Raw genomic sequence first — 17,507 nt, forward strand, 5'->3', positions numbered from 1 at the left:
TCAGGCAGGCAGTCGCAGCGCGCCGGGCGCCGACGCGGGCACAGCGGGCCGAACCGGGGCCACCGGACTGATCCGCTGGTAGCCGGCACCGAGTTCAGGGCGCGGATCCGGCTCGCCCTTGTTCGGCCAGAACGCCATCGCGCGCTCAGCCTGCGCGGTGATGGTGAGCGACGGATTCACACCGAGATTGGCGGTGATCGCACTGCCGTCGGCGATGTGCAGGCCGGGGTGGCCGTAGACGCGCTGGTAGGGGTCGATAACGCCGGTGTCGCGGGAGTCGCCGATGGTGCAGCCGCCGATGTAGTGCGCTGTCGCGGGGATATTGAAGATATCGGTGGCGATATTGCCGGTGATGCCGTCGGATTCGGCCGCGTAGCGGCGCGCGATGTCGTGCGCCATCGGAATCCACTCCGGATTCGGCTCCCCGCTGCCCTGCTTCGTCACCAACCGCTTTCCCTTCAAATACGAGGTCAGCGAATTGTCGAGCGACTGCATCACCAGCAGGATCACCGACCGCTCCGACGCACCGTGCGCGTTCTGCGAACGCAGGAACTGCACCGGATGCAACAGCATCGTCAGCAACAACCGCAGGAACCGGAACGCCCCACCGTCGACCATCGGCACGGTCTGCAAGAACAACGCGTTCTGCCCCTTGCCGTAGGTGCACACCTCCACATGCGTCTGCGGTTCCGGGTGAATCGAGGACGTGATCGCCACACCCTGGGAGAAATCCCGTCGGGACTTACTCGTGACCCCGATGATCGCCTCGGAATTACTACGCGTCAGCTCACCGACCCGCGCCGACAACTCGGGCAGCGTGCCGTCGCCGCGCAACTTGTGCAGCAACTTCTGGGTGCCGAGCGCCGCCGCCGCGAACACCACCTGCTGCGCGGTGAAAGTGCGACGCTCCTTACGCACCCAACCATTCGACTGCACCGTCTCGACGCGATAACCACCGTCACCGTCGGGCACCACCGACGTCACCGTGGTCAACGGATGTACCTGTGCGCCATTGCTTTCGGCCAGATGCAGGTAATTGAGCGTAGTCGTGTTCTTGGCATTGTGCTTGCAGCCAGTGAAACACTCCGAGCAGTGGATACAGCCCGCCCGGCGCGGACCCGCACCACCGAAGTACGGGTCATCGACCTCGACGCCTTCGGAACCCTCGTTGAAGAAGACACCGACATGGGTGCGATGGAACGTGTCGACGACCTTCAGATCCCGCGCGACCTGCAACAACACCTCATCCTTCGGCCCGACCCGCGGATTCTCGACCACGCCGAGCATCCGCGAGGCCTGGTCGTAGTACGGCGCGAGCTCGGACTTCCAGTCGGTGATGTGCGACCACGCACGATCGCGGTAGAACTCCGGCAACGGTTCGTAGAGCGTATTGCCGTAGATCAGCGAACCACCGCCCACGCCCGAACCACTGAACACCAGGCACTTGCCGAGTGCGCTGATCCGCTGCGGCCCGGTGAGGCCGAGGCGCGGCGCCCAGATGGCCTTCGGAATGTTCCAGTTGGTCTTCGGGTAATCCTCGACGTTCCAGCGCCTACCGGATTCGAGAACACCTACCCGGTAACCCTTTTCGGTCAGCCGCAGCGCGGTCACGCTGCCACCGAAACCGGAACCGACGACGATCACGTCGTAGTCGTAGTCACTCATCGCGACACCACCTCATAGTCGGCGGGGTCGAACCGCGCCTGCTTCTTGTATTGGATTCCCAGCAGTGGCCAGTTGGTTGTGATCCGGCCGTCGGCCTGGCGATACCACGACGAGCAGCGACTCCACACGCTCCCGCTGAGCTGCTCCTGGATCCGCTCGTCATAGGCCTGTTCCACGTCCGGACGCACCGTCAGTGCGCGACCGGACGCCGCGAGATGGGCGACATAGTCGCCGAGGTACTTCGCCTGCGCCTCGAGGAAGTAGATGATCGAGCCGCCACCGGTATTGGTGTTGGGGCCGTACATGATGAACAGGTTCGGAAACCGCGGCACGGTCATGCCGTAGTAGGCGTGCGCGCCACTGTCCCACTCCTGCGTCAATTCCCGGCCCTGCGCGCCCGTGATCGTCATCGGGGCGAGGAACTCGGTGCTGGTGAAGCCGGTACCCCAGATGATGACGTCGACCTCGTGTTCCTGCCCGTCGGCGGTGCGCACACCCGCCGGTGTGATCTCGGCGATCCGCTCGGAGGTGACCTCCACATTCGACTCGGCCAGCGCGGGAAGATAGTTGTCGGAGAACAGGATTCGCTTGCACCCGACCGGGTAGTCCGGCCACACCTGCTCGAAAAGACCCGGCTTGGCTTTGGTCTGCCTGCGCATGTGCCACTTCGAGACGGCCTTGATCGCGGCGGCCAGGGGTTTGGAGTACACCCAGGCGACACTGAGCCCCTCGACCACGCCGTACCAGGTGCCGCGTTCGGCGAGCTCGGTCACGGGTAGCTTCTCGAACACCCGATGGTGGCGTGCGGAGAACTCACGATCGGGTCGCGGGATGATGTAGGGCGCGGTCCGCTGGAACAGCGTCAGCTTCTCGACCTGCGGCTGAACCTCGGGGACGAACTGGATCGCACTCGCCCCGGTACCGATCACCGCCACGCGCTTGCCCGACAGATCGACCTCGTGATCCCACTCGGCGGAGTGAAAACTACTACCGCCGAAACTGTCCCGGCCCTCGATCGCGGGCAGGGCGGGCCGGGAGAGCTGGCCCACCGCCGACACCAGCACATCGACCACCACCGGCTCCCCGCCGCTGAGCCGGACCGTCCACTTCCCGGTCGTGTCGTCGAACGCGGCGCCGAGTACCTCGGTGCCGAAGCGGATGTGGCGGCGGACATCGTACTTCTCGGCGACGTGCCTGATGTAGTCGAGGATCACCGGCTGCCGCGAGAACCGGTGCGGCCAACGTGGATTCGGTTCGAACGAGTAGGAGTAGAACGGCGACGGTACGTCGCAGGCGGCACCGGGATAGGTGTTCTCCCGCCAGACACCGCCGACATCATCGGCCTTCTCGAACACGACGATGTCATCGAAGCCGCGCTTCTTCAGTTCGATCACGGCCGCGAGGCCGCCGAACCCGCTGCCGATCACGGCGATGGACGGTGTCATGAGGTCCCTTCGAGAACGAGGCGAGCACAGGTAGCGGGGTCGTCACTGAACGGAAGGTGCCCACAACCCGGGAGGTCGACATGCCGCGCGAACGGCAACACCACCCGGGCACGGGCGCTCTGGGTGCGGTGCACGAGCACGATGTCGCGCGTGCCCCACGCGATCGTCACCGGAATCTCCGCCAGGGAGCCGGGATCGTCGCCGGGGTCGAGGACGTAGTTGCCGAAATCGTCGCGGGCCGCGGCGAACGAGGTGGCACCGGCCAACCCCGCCAAATCAGTACGAGCGGCATCGGGGTCGACACGGACCGGGTGGCCGAACATCGACGACAGCAGCACGGCGCGGCCCGCGGGGTGTCCGACCAGCCGGTCCAATGTCGGCCCGGCGACCCGGGCCGCAGCACGCATGCTGGTGAGCAAGCCCTGTGTCCAGCGCCTGCCCACCGGCCCGTAGAACCCGACCGGCGAGAACGCAGTGACCCCGGACGCCACGCCTGCCCGGCCCAGTTCGAGGGCGATACCGCCGCCCATCGAACTGCCTGCCACGTGCGGGCGCCGAATATCGTTGTCCGCCAACCACTGCGTGAGCCACGCGGCGTACCCGCGCGGGCCCGGACGCACGGCGTCCAGCGCCGGTGAGTCACCGAAACCCGGTAGATCGATCGCGACAACCTCGTGCTGCTCGGCCAGCAGCTCGACGATCGGCGCGAAAACCTGCCGGCGACTACCGAGACCGTGCACGAGCACGATCGGCGAACCACTGCCCCGGCGGAGGTGAGAGATCTGCGTCATCGCAGCCCTTCATCCAAATAAACAGTTACTGCGTACGGTTTCTTGATTGCACCAGCTCGATCGCCCGTCGTCAAGAGGTGACGGCCGACACTTTTAACTCAATCTACCCAATCTTGTCGGCGGCACGTACGATTTCTTGGGTGACCGTGCAACCACCGCGCCGCACCCAGGCCGAACGTCGGGCATCCACCCGCGCCCGAATACTGGCCTGCACCGCCGAATGCCTGCTCGAACGCGGCTACACGGCAACCACCGTCAGTGCGGTACAGGAACGTGCCGGGCTCGCCCGCGGCACAGTGCAACACCACTTCCCCACCCGAGCCGAACTGCTCATCGCCGCCACCACCCAGGTGGTCGACACCCGACTCGAGAAGTTCCGGCGCGAAGCGCAACTCCTCGCACCCGGCCGCGACCGGCTGCAATCCGTCGTCGACCTCGCCTGGCGCGACCTGAACAGCCCCGCCTTCTTCACCGCCCTCGACCTGTGGGTCGCCGCGCGCACCGACACCGAACTCCGCGACCAGCTCGTCATCGAGGAACGTCGCGTCTTCACCGAAATGCGCAGGCTCTACCTCGAGGTACTCGGCGAACCGTATGCCTCGGACCCGCGCGCCGAGGTCCTGGTCGAGTTCACCATCGACCTGCTCACCGGACTCTCCATGACCGCCATGCTCACCGGCACACTCGGCGAACGCGAAGCCGTACTGCGCCGATGGAAACGGGCGCTCGCCGTGCTCGTCGGACAGCTACCCAGCGATGAACTACTCGACGGAAGTCCGCTGCCGGTCGCGGCGAACTGAGCACTCTCGACGCAGACCCCCGCAGCGGGCGCCTCGACCTAAGCGCCCGACGTCTGCACCCCGGACAACCCGTTCCAGCACAGCGCGACAACAGTGTCGACAGCGTCGCCCTTCGGAATCGGACGACCCGCGTCGAGCCACTGCCTGGCGGCGAGGTGGCTGGCACCCACCACCCCGAACGCACACGCGTAGGCGCGGACGTCATCCATCCCCGCCGCACGGAGCTCGGCGCTCACCAGCACCGCGCACTCACCCATCGCGTTGCGCACCCGCCACCGCACACACGGTTCGCTCGGCACCGGAGACTCGAAGACCAGAGTGTGCCCGCCCGCGTCCTCGGCGACGAAATCGAAGTAGGCGAGCACCGCGCGGCGCACCTTGTCCTCTTGCCCATGGGCGTCGGCCAGCGCGTCGCGGATACCTTCCACCATCCGGTCCAGATAACCCTGCAGGACAGCCAGATACAGGTCCAGCTTGCTCGCGTAGTGCGTGTACAGCACCGGCTTGCTCATCCCGGCTCTGATGCCGATGTCGTCCATGCTCGCACCGTGGTAGCCGTGGGCCACGAAGACCCCGCGGGCGGCACTGAGCACCGCGAGTCGCCGCTGGGTGCGGGCCGTGGTCTCGACGCCTTCGATGGTGGAGCTGTCGTTGTAGAGAAGTGTCATGGGACGTCCGGGGATTCGAGAGTGCTCACCACGTGAGCACCGGCTTGACGGCGATGCCCGCGCGCTGGTCGGCCAGCGCCGCGCCGACCTCGATGTGCGGGTACCGGGCGATCAGGCGATCGACCGGGAAACGACCCGCCGCGTACAGATCGAGCAGGTGGGGAATGAAGGTGCCGGGCACACTGTCACCTTCCAGGCAGCCGCGAATCGCCTTGCCGTGCAGCACGAGATCGCTGATATCGACCGGTGGTGTACCGCGGCCGAGTCCGACCGCCACCACCGTGGCGCCGACCGCGAGCGCGGCGACGGCGTCCGCCAGCACGGTCGCGATGCCGGTCGTGTCGACGGCATGGGTCGCGCCGCCCCCGGTGAGTTCGCGGATGCGCGGCGCGGTGGGCCCATCGGCAGGATCGAGCGCGGTATCGGCTCCCAGCTCGACAGCCAGTTCCCTTCGCGCGGCCGATGTTTCGATGACCGCAACCCGGACGTCGGGGACCGTACGGGCAGCGAGCAGAGCTGCCATCCCGACCGCGCCCGCCCCGTACACAGCGACCCACGCGCCCGGCTCCGGGCGCAGGGCGTTGAGCACAGCGCCCGCACCGGTCTGGAATCCGCAACCGAACGGCGCCGCCACCGCGAGGTCGGCAGCGGGGTCGATCACCACCGTGTTGTCCTCGGTGGTCAGCGCGTATCCTGCGAAACTCGACTGACCGAAGAACCCGTCCAGAATCGGCGAACCCTCGACGAGGACGCGGGGCGCGCTGTGCGCGCGACGCCCGAACTGATTCAACGTGGTAGCGCTGTGGCAGTAGGCGGGCCGGCCGGACGCGCAGTTGCGACAGGTACCGCAGTGCCGGAAGGTCAGCACCACGTGATCGCCGACCCCAACCGTCCGCACATCGGGCCCTACCGCCGCCACCACACCCGCGCCCTCGTGGCCGAGCAGGATCGGACGGTCCGCCGCGCCTGCCCGACGGGTCACCAGGTCGGTATGACAGATCCCGGCGGCGACGATCCGCACCAGGATCTCCCCCGCACGAGGCTCGTCGACCTCGACCGGCTCGATCGAGAACTCCGCCGCCGGATCGCGCGACAGCACCGCCGTCGTGCGCATCAGGACACCCGTTCCAACAGGAAGTAGAAGTACTCGCCCTGCGCGAGAACCAGTTCGGGGCGACCGTTCATGATGCCCATCAGGGTGGTGTCATCGAGCCACTTGAAGTGGTCGAACACCGCCCGCCCGTCGTAGACCATGGTCGCGGTGACCTCGCCGCGGAACTCGATGTTCCACAGGGTCGCTTCACCCTGTCCCAGTTCGACATTCGAGAACAGGGTGCCGTCCTCGGCCCGGCAGATCAGTGGCTTCGCATCGTCGAGGGCAAGGAAATTCTTTCCGTACCACCGGCTCGCAGGCAGTGCGCGACACAGCGGGTGACCGGTCTGGAAGGCGTCGCCGCGCCATTCACCGAGGATCTCCTCGGCTCGGGCCGGGCGTAGCCGGGTCCACAGCTGGTCCAGATCGGCGGTCGCGACACCCGCCGACTGTTCCCTGAGCTGCTGCCACCGTGGTTTGTCCGCGCTCATCAAGCCCTCGTCTCACAGGTTTCAGAACCGTACGGTTCCGCAATGGACCATAGTTCCGAACCAGATGGTTCGGCAAGAGGTACGATTCGGCGCATGCGGGCGGCAGGTCAGGCAACCAGGGAGCGAATACTCACCGCGGCGAAAGCGGAGTTCGCCGAATTCGGCATCGCGGGCGCTCGGATCAACCGCATCGCGGCCGCCGCACACGCCAGCAAGGACCGGCTCTACGCCTACTTCCCCGGCAAGAACGAGCTCTACGCGGCCGTCACCGAGCGCTGGACCACCGAAACCAGCAGCGAAGCCGCCATGTCCGCCGACGACCTTCCCGCCTATGTGGGCCGCCTGTTCGACCACTTCATCACCCACCCCGACAACGCCCGCCTACAAGCCTGGGCCGAACTCGAACCGTCCGGCGACATCCCGCTGGTGCTGCGCCGCACCATCGACGCGAAGATCGCCGAGCTCCGGCGCGGTCAGCACGAAGGTCTCATCACCACCGATATCCCCGCCCCGATCATGCTCCGCATGCTCACCGATCTCGCCCGGACGTCAGCCACCCATGCGAGGACAGGAGCTACTGGCGACGGTCGCCTGGCGGCGCAACGCGCGGCGGTGGTGGCGGCCGTGGCGCGCATGGTGGCCGCGCCGTAGCGGCCGGCGCATCGGATCCCGCACCGCACACGCGATCCCCTACTGGGTCGGGCACTGGCCCCTTTCCTCCTTGTGTTTTGAATATCGTTCGGCCACCGCAGCGGCGATAAGCGAGGGTGGATTTACATAGTTAGATGCATATATCGCAATATCGCGATTAATTCTAGACGAGACACCGCACTGAAGACCATCGGCGCGTTCATCTCGACCCCGCCACGATCGTTCGGCACTGTTCAAAACCCTTCTGCCCCTTGGCCTGCCTCCTCCCCCGCCACCGATCAGGCCGAGCAGCACACCCACTCCCCCACCTCGTACAGTTGCCCGAATGAACGAGGATCTGCGCATCTGTTTCATCGGCGACTCCTTCGTCCAAGGCATCGGCGACCCGGCGTACCGCGGCTGGGTCGGTCGCGTACTCGCCGCGACCGGTCCCGGCATCACCGCGTTCAACCTCGGCATCCGGCGCAACACCTCCGCCGATGTCCTCCGCCGCTGCTGGCGAGAGGTCGAGCCGCGCATCCTGCCCGACACCGACAATCGCCTGGTGCTCTCCTTCGGCAGCAACGACTCCGTCGTCGAGAACGGCAACGTCCGGGTGGACAGGACTCAGTGCCTCGACAATCTCGCGACCCTGCTGACCGAAAGCCGCGACCGCGCGATCCACCCGCTGGTGATCGGCCCACCACCGGTCATCGACGCCGGCAAGGAGCACCTGCGGCGCACAGCGGACCTCGCCGACGACATGGCAGACCTCTGCGACTCACGCGAGGTGCCGTTCGTCGCCACCACAAGACAATTGGCCGAAGACCTTGTCTGGACTCGCGAAGCCGCGGCAGGCGACGGCGCCCACCCCGGCAGCGGCGGCTACCAGCGCTTGGCCGAACTGATCCTCGCCGGTCAGTGGCATTCCTGGATCGCCAGGCCCACCCCGTGAGGGCTACTCCACGAGGCCGAGGAGGGTCAGGTCGCGGACATACTTGGCGATGAGATCTGCCGGAAGGTGCGGGATGTCGTTGCCGGGGCCGAGCTGGGCGGCGCGGACGGCGGCGTGGAATCCGGCGGCGGGCAGAGCCGAACCGGGCAGTGGGCGGCCGGGTTTGCGGTAGGCGTCGAGTAGCGGGAGCAGGGTGTGTTTGCGCTGGGCTGCGGGTAGGGCGCGCAAGGCTGTTTCGAAGCGGGCGAACCACGTGTCGTAGTTGTCGACGCGGTCGATGTGGTGGCCTGCCTCGATCAGCCAGTCGACGAAGACGTCGAGGGAGATGCCGTCGTCGTGCGGGTTCAGGACGTCGTAGGTTCGGTAACCGCTCGTCGCGGCGGCGCCCAGTTCGGTGATCGCCGTGGCGACGAAGTCCGCGGGCAGGCCGTCGTAGTGGGCGCGTTGTCGTCGTCCGCGGGAATCTGTGCGGTAGAACGACTTCGGGGCCAGGCCGGTGACGAGCACACTCAGCAGGAGCCGGGTGAAGACGTCGGGCACGTTGAGCTGGCCACGGAAGTGACTGTGCGCCAGGATCATGTCCGAGCGGAATACCGCGACGGGCAGTCCGAACCGCTCGGCCGCCTCGCGCAGCAGAACCTCGCCCGCCCACTTGCTGTTGCCGTAGCCGTTGGCATAGGAATCGTCGAGCAGGCGGACCGGGCTCATCGTTCGCACGTCGCCGTCTTCGGCGAAGTACTCCCCCTGCGCCGCGACGGCCACGGTCGACAGGTAGTTGACCGGCTTGCGCGTAGTTGTCAGCGCCAGCCGGATGATCTCGGCGGTGCCGACCACGTTCGGGCCGAACAGCTGTGCGTACGGAAGCACATGGTTCACCAGCGCCGCCGAGTGCACGATCAGATCGACCTCGGCGGCCAACCGGCCCCATGTCGGCTGTGGCAGACCGAGGTTCGGCTCACCGATGTCGCCGGGCAGTACTTCCAGGGTGTCCTCGGCGAGAACCTGGAAGTGGGTGGCGAGCTCGCTGTCGCTGTCGAACGCGGCGTCGAGGCGCGCGCGGGCGGCGACTGCATCCCCGCCGCGAACTACGCAGATCACCGTGCCGCCACGCGGGGCGAGCCGTTCCAGCCAGGTCAAGAGGAGAAACCGGCCGAGGTAGCCGTTGGCGCCCGTGATCAGCACCGTCCGCGCAGGCCCGGTGGCGGGTACCCGGGCCACAGTCGTGACGTCCACGAACTTCTCGAGGGTCAGATCCGCAGCGCGAATCTGGGTGGCGCCCACACCGTGGACCGTATCGGAATCAGTTCTGTGTGCTCCGGGTTCGCGTTCACGCTGGATGTAGTCGGCGATGCGTGCCAAGTCGCTGTCCGGCCCGAGCAGCACATTCACCGGCACCTCCACCGCGAGCAATTCCCGCAGCAGCGTCGAATACGACAGTGCCGCCAGCGAATCGCCGCCGAGATCACCGAATCGCGCGTCCGGCCGCAGATCGCCCGGATCACCGCCGAGCACCGCGCGAGCGGCACGGGCGACGGTGTCGTACACCGGCAGTCGGGGCGCATCGCGACGCAACCGCTCCAGTTCGTCTTCCTGACCCCGCGCGAGATCCGCGTAGAGCTTCTCGAGACGCTCCCCATAACGCTGTTTGAGCTTCGGGCGCAACAGTTTCCCGACTCCGGACAACATCCCGTCGGCCGTCGAGAACGGTTCGGCCTCGATAATGAAGTCACGCGGAATCTCGTACGGCTCGAGCTCGGCGGCCATGGCGGCGCGGTGCAGCGACGAACTCACCGCGGCGCGCAACCCGTCGGCAGGTCCCGCGAGCGCGGCCTCGGTGGGCACCACGACCGCCAGCAGATACGACCGTTCGCTGCTGCCGTACACATAGATCTGGCGTACCAGATCGGCGCCCGCGAACACCGCTTCCAGCCGTGACACCGTCACGAACTCGCCCTGGGAGAGCTTGAGGACATTGTTGCGGCGGTCGACATAGGCCAACCGGTCCGGTGCCAGCTCGGCCACCACATCACCGGTGCGGCAGAAACCGTCGGCATCGAACACCTCGGCGGTCACATCGGGGCGCCGGTAGTACCCGGCGATCATGGTGGTGGTCTTGAGCAGCAATTCACCGCGTGGATACGGCTTGTCGGTGCCGAAATAACCGAGCTCGGGCACGTCGACGAGCTTGTAGTCCAGCACCGGTGGGCGCATCACCTTCGTATCGAAGATCACCCCGCCACCCGTCTCGGTAGAGCCGTACCCATCGTGCAGCCGCAACTGCACCACTGACTCGACGAACGTTCGCAACTCGGGTGCGATCGGCGCGCTGCCGCACAGCACCGACATCAACCGACCACCCAGGAACTGTTCGCGCAGTTCGGTTTTCACCGCGGCGATCGCCGCGTCGCCGCGCTCGGCCACCGTCGTGCGGAAGCGCTGCTGGATCATGTCGCACACCCGCGGCACCAAGAAGATCTCGGTGGGCCGCACGAGCGCGATGTCGGTGAACAGCGTGGACAGGTCCGGCGCCGCCGCGAAATACGCGGTGCCGCCGCGGGCGAGCACGCTGTTGAGGGTGAGGCGGGCCGCGATATGGCTCATCGGCAGGAAATTGACATTGATCGCGGTCAGCGGCCGGGGAGGTTGCCAGCCCACGGCGACCAGTCGCTGGGTGTACATCGCGCCCTTGGGAGTTCCGGTACTCCCCGAGGTGTAGATCAGCAGGGCGAGGGGGTCTGCGCCCTCGGCAGGCACGTTCAGCGGGGCCGCGGCGGCGAGGCGGCCCTGTTCGATGGTGTCGTCGAGAGTGGTGGGCACGAGGGCCGATCCCCCGGCCCTCAGTCGGGTGCGGGCCGCGTCGAGGGCATCGCGGTGATCGTCGTCGTCGGCGTGATGGTCGAACACGATCAGCGACCGTGGGGTGGCGCCGGCCAGCACCGCGTCGACGGCGATGTCCAGGTGCGCGGTATCGACGGCAAATACCGTCGGCTCGGTCTCGTCGAGAATCGAACGCAACTGTTCGAGACCCGCGCCCGCCTGCAGCGGCACCGCGACCCCGCCGAGATGGATCGTGGCGAGATCGAGCACGGTGTAATCGGCGCTGGTGAACCCGAGCACCGCGACGAAATCCCCCGCGATGACGCCGTCGCGATGCCAGGCGGCGGCCAGCGCGCGAGTGCGCTCCCACACCTGCCCATAGGTCAGTACGTCGAACTCCGGCACCAGCTTTCGAGTTGCCCGTCCGCCGCTGTCGACCAGTTCGGTACGCCGAGTGCCGAGTGCCGGACGGTCGGCGTAGGCCGTCATGACGGTCTCGACGATGCGGGCCGTCGCGAGTCCGGGGGTCGTGACGATGGCGTGCACGTCTTCGGCGGGACGCGCCGCACGGATCTGCTCGTCGTCGGCGTAGAGCGCCTTGATGCGGTCGGCCAGCTGTCCCGCGGCGAGCTCTACCGTCATGCTCCGGCCTTCCGAATGCCTTGCCACGCTTCACGTTGCGCGGAATCGGGATCGACCAGCACGCGCGGTGGATGGTCGATGATGGAGGTGGTCCGGCGTTCGGCGGTGTAGGGGGTCCACGGCGCCAGCGGCCTGCCGGTGCGGGCGAAGCTGAGCCAGTTGTCCTGGATGTGGTCCTGGACCGCAAGGAACGCCCGCCTGCCGCCCGCCGCGGTCATCGCACGGCCGACCGGTCCGTCGACCCAGCCGAAGACCGGGACGAGGTCGAGCGCGTGGGTGGCGCCGAAGCCCGCGAGGTGCAGTGCGCGCGGGGCGTAGTCGTACCGGTACGCGTAGGTGGGGGCGTAGCGGCTGTGGCCTTCGAGGACGGCGAGAGTCGGGCGCAGGAAGAGGTGGTCGCCACCGATGCGCACCGCGGTCCGGTTGGCGGGATAGCCGGGGTAGGTGCTGGTCACCCGCTGTTCTGTGCCGGGCTCATAGCGTTCGAAGATGGTGGCTAGCTGCGCGGGCGTGTGTGGGACCGCCTTGGCGAAGCGCTGGAACAGTGTCATCTCGTCGCGGTTGGTCCCGATGATCAGCGGCACCGGATGCGCGCGACCCGCCGCGATCGCGTCCAGGGGCATCTCGGGCAGGAAGTCGCCGTCCGCGACCGGGGCGTAGGGGAAACTGCCCGGTTCCTCGCGCAGAGATTTGGCCAGCGCGCGGTCGCCCGCTCGACACAGCTCCTTCGGGGACACGGCGCTCAGAATCGTCGCGGCATCGGCGGGGGTGGCGCCGAGGCGGTCCAGGCAGCGGCGGGCGAACCGGCGCGCCTCGTCGGGTGTCGAGGTCCAATCGGCGGGGGCGCTCTGCGCGATCGCCCGGTGGAACAGGCCGCGCGCGGCGGGCGTCGCCAGCAGGCTGACCACCGCGTGCGCACCGGCCGATTCGCCGAAGATGGTGACGTTGTCGGGGTCACCGCCGAACGCGGCGATATTGCGACGCACCCATTCGAGCGCCGCGACCTGATCGCGCAGACCGAGGTTCGACTCGAAAGGCCGGTCCGGCGTGGAGAATTCGCTGAAGTCGACGTAGCCGAGCGCACCGAGCCGGTAGTTCACCGACACCACGATCACCTCGCCCCGCGCGGCCAATCGTGCGCCGGAGTACATGCTCGACGTGCCGATCAGATAGCCGCCACCGTGAAAGAACACCATCACCGGGCGCGGTGTCGACGACGGTGTCGCCGGAGCGGTCACGTTGAGCGTCAGGCAATCCTCCCCGATGGGTTGCCACGTGCGCGGCCCGACGCGGGCACCGTTGGGGTTCTGTACCGCGGCGAAGCCGAACTCGGTTGCCGACCGGACCCCCGTCCACGGTCGAACGGGCTGGGGCGCACGCAACCGCAACGCTCCGATGGGTGGGGCCGCGTAGGGCAGGGCACGCCAGCGGGCGATTCGACGACCCGCACGACCGCGCACGACTCCGTCGGCGCTCACGATCTCGGTGGACAACATCCCTCGAATGTACGTGGTACCCGCGGTACCGCGCAGGTGGTTCGGTCGGCGAACTGTTTCGGCGGCGCATCGACGCCGCGGACTAGACTGGTCCGATGACCGGCGAGGTTCCGGAAACAGCCCCGCGGGCGGCGCGGGACTCCCCCGATATCGCCGCACTCGACCGCTTGGTTTCCACCTGCCGCGCCTGCCCCCGGCTCGTCGCCTGGCGCGAAGAAGTCGCCGTCGTCAAGCGTGCCGCGTTCCGCGACGAACAGTATTGGGGTCGACCCGTCCCCGGCTTCGGGCCGGTCGATGCGCGGATCCTCGTGGTGGGGCTCGCCCCCGCCGCCCATGGTGGCAACCGGACCGGCCGCATGTTCACCGGCGACCCGAGCGGCAACGTCCTGTTCGGTGCGCTGCACACGGTGGGTCTGGCTACCGGCGCGCATCCGGTCAGCCGTGCCGACGGCATCGAATTGGTGAGCACCCGGCTCACCGCACCCGTGCATTGCGCGCCGCCGGACAACAAGCCGACACCCGAGGAGCGGCGACGCTGCGCGCCGTTCCTCAGCCGGGAATTGGAATTGCTCCGTCCGACCCTGCGGGTGATCGTCGTTCTCGGGGCCTTCGGCTGGCAGGCCCTGTTCACCGTCCTGCTGGCAGGAGGCTGGAATGTGCCACGCCCCCGTCCCCGTTTCGCCCACGGCGCGCAAGTCGTGCTCACCCATCCCGACGGTCGATCGGTCACCGTGCTGGGCAGTTACCACGTGAGCCAGCGCAATACCGCCACCGGCCGGGTGACGCCCGCGATGATCGAGGACGTCCTGCTGCGCGCGAAGACGATCGCCGAGTCCTGACCGGAATTCGCGATCTCGTCACCTAGGATCGAACAGTGCTGACTGTGTACACGATCGGCCATTCCACGCGGACCGCGGACGAATTCGTCGGCCTGCTCGATGATTACGGCGTCACCCAGCTCGTCGATATCAGGACCGTGCCCCGGTCACGTCACAATCCACAATTCGGACGTACGACGCTCCCGGAAATCCTACGGGCGAAAGACATTCGCTACCTGTATCTCGCCGCGCTCGGGGGATTGCGCCACGGGGCGAGCAGCGATCTCAACTCCGGCTGGCGCAACGCGTCCTTCCGCGCGTACGCGGATTACATGCAAACACCGGAATTCAGCACGGGCATCGACGAACTCGTCGACCTCGCGGGCACGGCGACGACAGCCGTCATGTGCGCTGAAGCGGTCCCGTGGCGGTGCCACCGGTCACTGGTGGGCGACGCGTTGCTGGTCCGGGGCGTACAGGTGCGCGACATCATGTCCGCCACCCGAGCACCGGAGCATCAGCTGACGAACTTCGCCCACGTCGCGGGAACGACGATCACCTATCCCCCGCCTGTCGAAGATTGATATGCGTCCATAACAGTTCACTGCGATGGCAGGAGATCCGAGGATGAGTTCGCTGGCAATGAGCACTCTGGACGTCTCCAGATGGCAGTTCGGTATCACCACGGTCTACCACTTCATCTTCGTCCCGCTCACTATCGGGCTGGCACCGCTCATCGCGATCATGCAGACCGCCTGGGTGATCACCGGGAAAGACCACTGGTACCGACTCACCAAATTCTTCGGAAAATTGTTCCTGATCAACTTCGCCATCGGTGTCGCCACCGGCATCGTCCAAGAGTTCCAGTTCGGGATGAACTGGAGTGAGTACTCCCGATTCGTCGGCGATATCTTCGGTGCCCCACTGGCTCTGGAAGCGTTGATCGCCTTCTTCATGGAGTCGACATTCGTCGGATTGTGGATCTTCGGCTGGACTCGATTGCCCAGACTCGTCCACCTCGCGACGATCTGGATCGTCGCGATCGGCGTCAACGTGTCCGCCTATTTCATAATCGCGGCCAACTCGTTCATGCAGCACCCGGTGGGTGCGAAGTTCAACCCCGAAACCAACCGTGCCGAGCTGGACAGCATTTGGACGCTGCTCACCAACAACACCACCGTGGCGGCCTTCCCGCACGTGGTCGCCGGCGCTTTCCTGACGGCGGGCACCTTCGTGGCCGGTATCGCGGGCTGGTTCATGGTGCGCAACGCGCGCAGCGGCGACGCGGCGAAACTCGACGAAGCCAAGGTGATGTGGCGGCCGGTCACCCGGCTCGGCCTCTGGGTAATTGCCGCTTCGATCGTGGTGGTCGCGATCACCGGCGATATCCAGGGCAAGCTGATGTTCCAGCAGCAGCCGATGAAGATGGCGTCGGCGGAATCGCTGTGCCACACCGAGACCGACCCCGAATTCTCGATCCTGACCGTCGGCACGCACAACAACTGCGACAGCGTCGAACACGTTCTCGAGGTTCCCTACGTGCTGCCGTTCCTGGCCGAGGGCCAGTTCAGCGGCGTCACCCTGCAGGGCGTGGAAGATCTGCAGCGCTCCTATGTCGAGGACTTCGGGCCGGGCAACTACCGGCCCAACCTGTTCGTCACCTACTGGAGTTTCCGCGCCATGATCGGCCTGCTGGCCGGCTCGGTGCTGTTGCTGCTGGCCGGTTTCTGGCTGACCCGCGGCGGTCGCGTGCCCGGCAAGCGCTGGTTCTCGTGGCTGAGCCTGCTCGCCATCCCGACCCCGTTCCTGGCCAACAGCGCGGGCTGGGTCTTCACCGAAATGGGCCGTCAGCCGTGGGTGGTGGTGCCGAACCCCACCGGCGACAAGACCATTCGGATGACCGTGGCCCAGGGCGTCTCCGACCACGCGACCGCCACCGTTGTGTTCTCGCTGGTGGTCTTCACGCTGCTCTACGGCGCGCTGGCGGTGGTCTGGTTCTATCTGATGCACCGCTACACCGTGGTCGGGCCCGAACCAGGGCCGACGGCATCCGATGACGAGTTCGGTCCCGATGACGACGGCGGTGGCGGTAGGCATCGCGCCGAACCCGTCGAGCCGCTGTCCTTCGCGTACTAGGAGACGACGATGAGTCTGCAGCAATTCTGGTTCGTGCTCGTCGCCGTGTTGTTCACCGGCTACTTCATCCTCGAGGGCTTCGACTTCGGCGTCGGCATGCTGATGCCGATCCTCGGCAAGGGTTCCGACGTGCGAAGGCGGGTCGTGCTCAACACGATCGGCCCGGTCTGGGACGGCAACGAGGTCTGGTTGATCACCGCGGGCGGTGCGATGTTCGCCGCGTTCCCGGAGTGGTACGCCAGCTTGTTCTCCGGGTTCTATCTCGCCCTGCTGCTCTTGCTGGTGGCCTTGATCCTGCGGATCTGCGCCATCGAGTGGCGGGCCAAGATCGACTCGCCCAAGTGGCGGGCATTGGCTGACATCGGCATCGGCATCGGCTCCTGGATTCCGGCGCTGGCCTGGGGCTGGGTGTTCGCCAACCTCGTGCGCGGGGTGCCGCTGAACGAGAAGCGGCAAGTCGTCGGCTCGGTGTGGGATCTGCTCAGCCCCTACGCCCTGCTGGGTGGAGCAACCACGGGGATCCTGTTCGCGCTGCACGGGGCGATCTTCCTGGCGCTGAAGACCGGTGGCGAGGTCCGCGACGATGCCCGCACCTGCGTCCGGATCCTGTTCGTGCCGACCGTGGTGATCGTCGGCGGATTCGGCCTGTGGACCCAGCTCGCCTACGGCACCGGTTGGACCTGGGCCGCGCTCGGCGCCGCCGTCCTCGGCCTGGTCGTCGCCGGTGGCGCTACCTTCGCGGGCCGCGACGGCTGGGCGTTCATCGGCACCACCCTCACGATCGCCGCGGCCACCATCCTGCTGGTCGGCTCCCTGTACCCGAACGTGATGCCGTCGACGATCAGCCCCGCCTTCGACCTGAACATCCACAACGCCTCCTCCAGCCACTACACCCTGCAGGTGATGAGCTGGGCAGCCGTCCTCGCCACCCCGGTGGTCCTGATCTACCAGGGCTGGACCTACTGGGTCTTCCGCAAACGCCTCACCGTCGACCAGATCCCCGCCCCGACCGGCCTACCACTCTCGAAATAGGCTTTCCGACACCATCATTCGATGATCC

Annotated in this window: 15 protein-coding genes; 7 read left to right on the forward strand and 8 right to left on the reverse strand. The window is 66.9% G+C overall.

What is annotated here, in order from left to right; translation table 11 throughout:
• Genes ACQHI0_RS11725 through ACQHI0_RS11735 form a run of 3 tightly spaced genes read right to left on the reverse strand, consistent with a single transcriptional unit; the run spans position 1 to position 3,901 of the window.
• Positions 1-1,665 (reverse strand): GMC oxidoreductase, encoded by a 1,665-nt coding sequence (locus tag ACQHI0_RS11725; protein WP_427907962.1) that lies wholly within the window; start codon positions 1,663-1,665, stop codon positions 1-3.
• On the reverse strand, positions 1,662-3,110 hold the full coding sequence (locus tag ACQHI0_RS11730; protein ID WP_427907963.1) for a flavin-containing monooxygenase: 1,449 nt from the start codon (positions 3,108-3,110) through the stop codon (positions 1,662-1,664). Before ACQHI0_RS11730 ends, ACQHI0_RS11725 begins: the two co-directional genes overlap by 4 nt.
• Positions 3,107-3,901, reverse strand: coding sequence for an alpha/beta fold hydrolase (locus tag ACQHI0_RS11735; protein ID WP_427907964.1), 795 nt, complete (start codon positions 3,899-3,901; stop codon positions 3,107-3,109). Before ACQHI0_RS11735 ends, ACQHI0_RS11730 begins: the two co-directional genes overlap by 4 nt.
• A gap of 140 nt (positions 3,902-4,041) precedes the next feature.
• Between ACQHI0_RS11735 and ACQHI0_RS11740 the strand changes: the two genes are divergently transcribed.
• The gene (locus ACQHI0_RS11740) at positions 4,042-4,701 is read left to right on the forward strand and encodes a TetR/AcrR family transcriptional regulator (protein WP_427907965.1); all 660 of its coding nucleotides are present in this window, start codon (positions 4,042-4,044) and stop codon (positions 4,699-4,701) included.
• A 38-nt stretch (positions 4,702-4,739) separates the two neighbouring features.
• On the opposite strand, the gene ACQHI0_RS11745 is transcribed toward ACQHI0_RS11740, so the two are convergent.
• From ACQHI0_RS11745 to ACQHI0_RS11755, 3 genes are read right to left on the reverse strand one after another with little or no spacing between them, the layout of a single operon-like run.
• Entirely contained in the window at positions 4,740-5,369 is a 630-nt protein-coding gene (locus ACQHI0_RS11745; RefSeq protein WP_427907966.1) for a TetR/AcrR family transcriptional regulator, read from the reverse strand.
• A gap of 25 nt (positions 5,370-5,394) precedes the next feature.
• Positions 5,395-6,483, reverse strand: coding sequence for an NAD(P)-dependent alcohol dehydrogenase (locus tag ACQHI0_RS11750; protein ID WP_427907967.1), 1,089 nt, complete (start codon positions 6,481-6,483; stop codon positions 5,395-5,397).
• Positions 6,483-6,953 carry a DUF4334 domain-containing protein gene (locus ACQHI0_RS11755; protein WP_427907968.1) on the reverse strand — a complete coding sequence of 157 codons (471 nt, stop codon included), beginning with the start codon at positions 6,951-6,953 and terminating at the stop codon, positions 6,483-6,485. Before ACQHI0_RS11755 ends, ACQHI0_RS11750 begins: the two co-directional genes overlap by 1 nt.
• Before the next feature lie 93 nt (positions 6,954-7,046).
• Here ACQHI0_RS11755 and ACQHI0_RS11760 point away from each other — a divergent pair, with 93 nt between their 5' ends.
• Both ACQHI0_RS11760 and ACQHI0_RS11765 read left to right on the forward strand, forming a co-directional pair.
• Entirely contained in the window at positions 7,047-7,604 is a 558-nt protein-coding gene (locus tag ACQHI0_RS11760) for a TetR family transcriptional regulator (protein ID WP_427907969.1), read from the forward strand.
• A 325-nt stretch (positions 7,605-7,929) separates the two neighbouring features.
• A complete protein-coding gene (locus tag ACQHI0_RS11765; RefSeq protein ID WP_427907970.1) occupies positions 7,930-8,538 on the forward strand; it encodes a GDSL-type esterase/lipase family protein in 609 nt (202 codons plus the stop codon).
• A gap of 3 nt (positions 8,539-8,541) precedes the next feature.
• On the opposite strand, the gene car is transcribed toward ACQHI0_RS11765, so the two are convergent.
• Both car and ACQHI0_RS11775 read right to left on the reverse strand, forming a co-directional pair.
• Positions 8,542-11,997 (reverse strand): carboxylic acid reductase, encoded by a 3,456-nt coding sequence (gene car, locus ACQHI0_RS11770; protein WP_427907971.1) that lies wholly within the window; start codon positions 11,995-11,997, stop codon positions 8,542-8,544.
• A complete protein-coding gene (locus ACQHI0_RS11775; RefSeq protein WP_427907972.1) occupies positions 11,994-13,493 on the reverse strand; it encodes a carboxylesterase/lipase family protein in 1,500 nt (499 codons plus the stop codon). The genes car and ACQHI0_RS11775 overlap by 4 nt, the downstream gene beginning before the upstream one ends.
• Positions 13,494-13,588: 95 nt before the next feature.
• Here ACQHI0_RS11775 and ACQHI0_RS11780 point away from each other — a divergent pair, with 95 nt between their 5' ends.
• Genes ACQHI0_RS11780 through cydB form a run of 4 tightly spaced genes read left to right on the forward strand, consistent with a single transcriptional unit; the run spans position 13,589 to position 17,479 of the window.
• Positions 13,589-14,332, forward strand: a complete 744-nt coding sequence (locus ACQHI0_RS11780; RefSeq protein WP_427907973.1) for a uracil-DNA glycosylase — start codon at positions 13,589-13,591, stop codon at positions 14,330-14,332.
• A 35-nt stretch (positions 14,333-14,367) separates the two neighbouring features.
• Complete coding sequence (locus ACQHI0_RS11785; RefSeq protein WP_427907974.1) at positions 14,368-14,895, forward strand: DUF488 family protein; 528 nt, start codon at positions 14,368-14,370, stop codon at positions 14,893-14,895.
• A 58-nt stretch (positions 14,896-14,953) separates the two neighbouring features.
• Positions 14,954-16,447 carry a cytochrome ubiquinol oxidase subunit I gene (locus tag ACQHI0_RS11790; RefSeq protein WP_427909141.1) on the forward strand — a complete coding sequence of 498 codons (1,494 nt, stop codon included), beginning with the start codon at positions 14,954-14,956 and terminating at the stop codon, positions 16,445-16,447.
• Positions 16,448-16,456: 9 nt separating this feature from the next.
• The gene (gene cydB / locus ACQHI0_RS11795) at positions 16,457-17,479 is read left to right on the forward strand and encodes a cytochrome d ubiquinol oxidase subunit II (protein WP_427907975.1); all 1,023 of its coding nucleotides are present in this window, start codon (positions 16,457-16,459) and stop codon (positions 17,477-17,479) included.
• Positions 17,480-17,507: the final 28 nt, after the last annotated feature.

Source organism: Nocardia sp. FBN12 (assembly GCF_050320175.1).
Taxonomy (GTDB): domain Bacteria; phylum Actinomycetota; class Actinomycetes; order Mycobacteriales; family Mycobacteriaceae; genus Nocardia.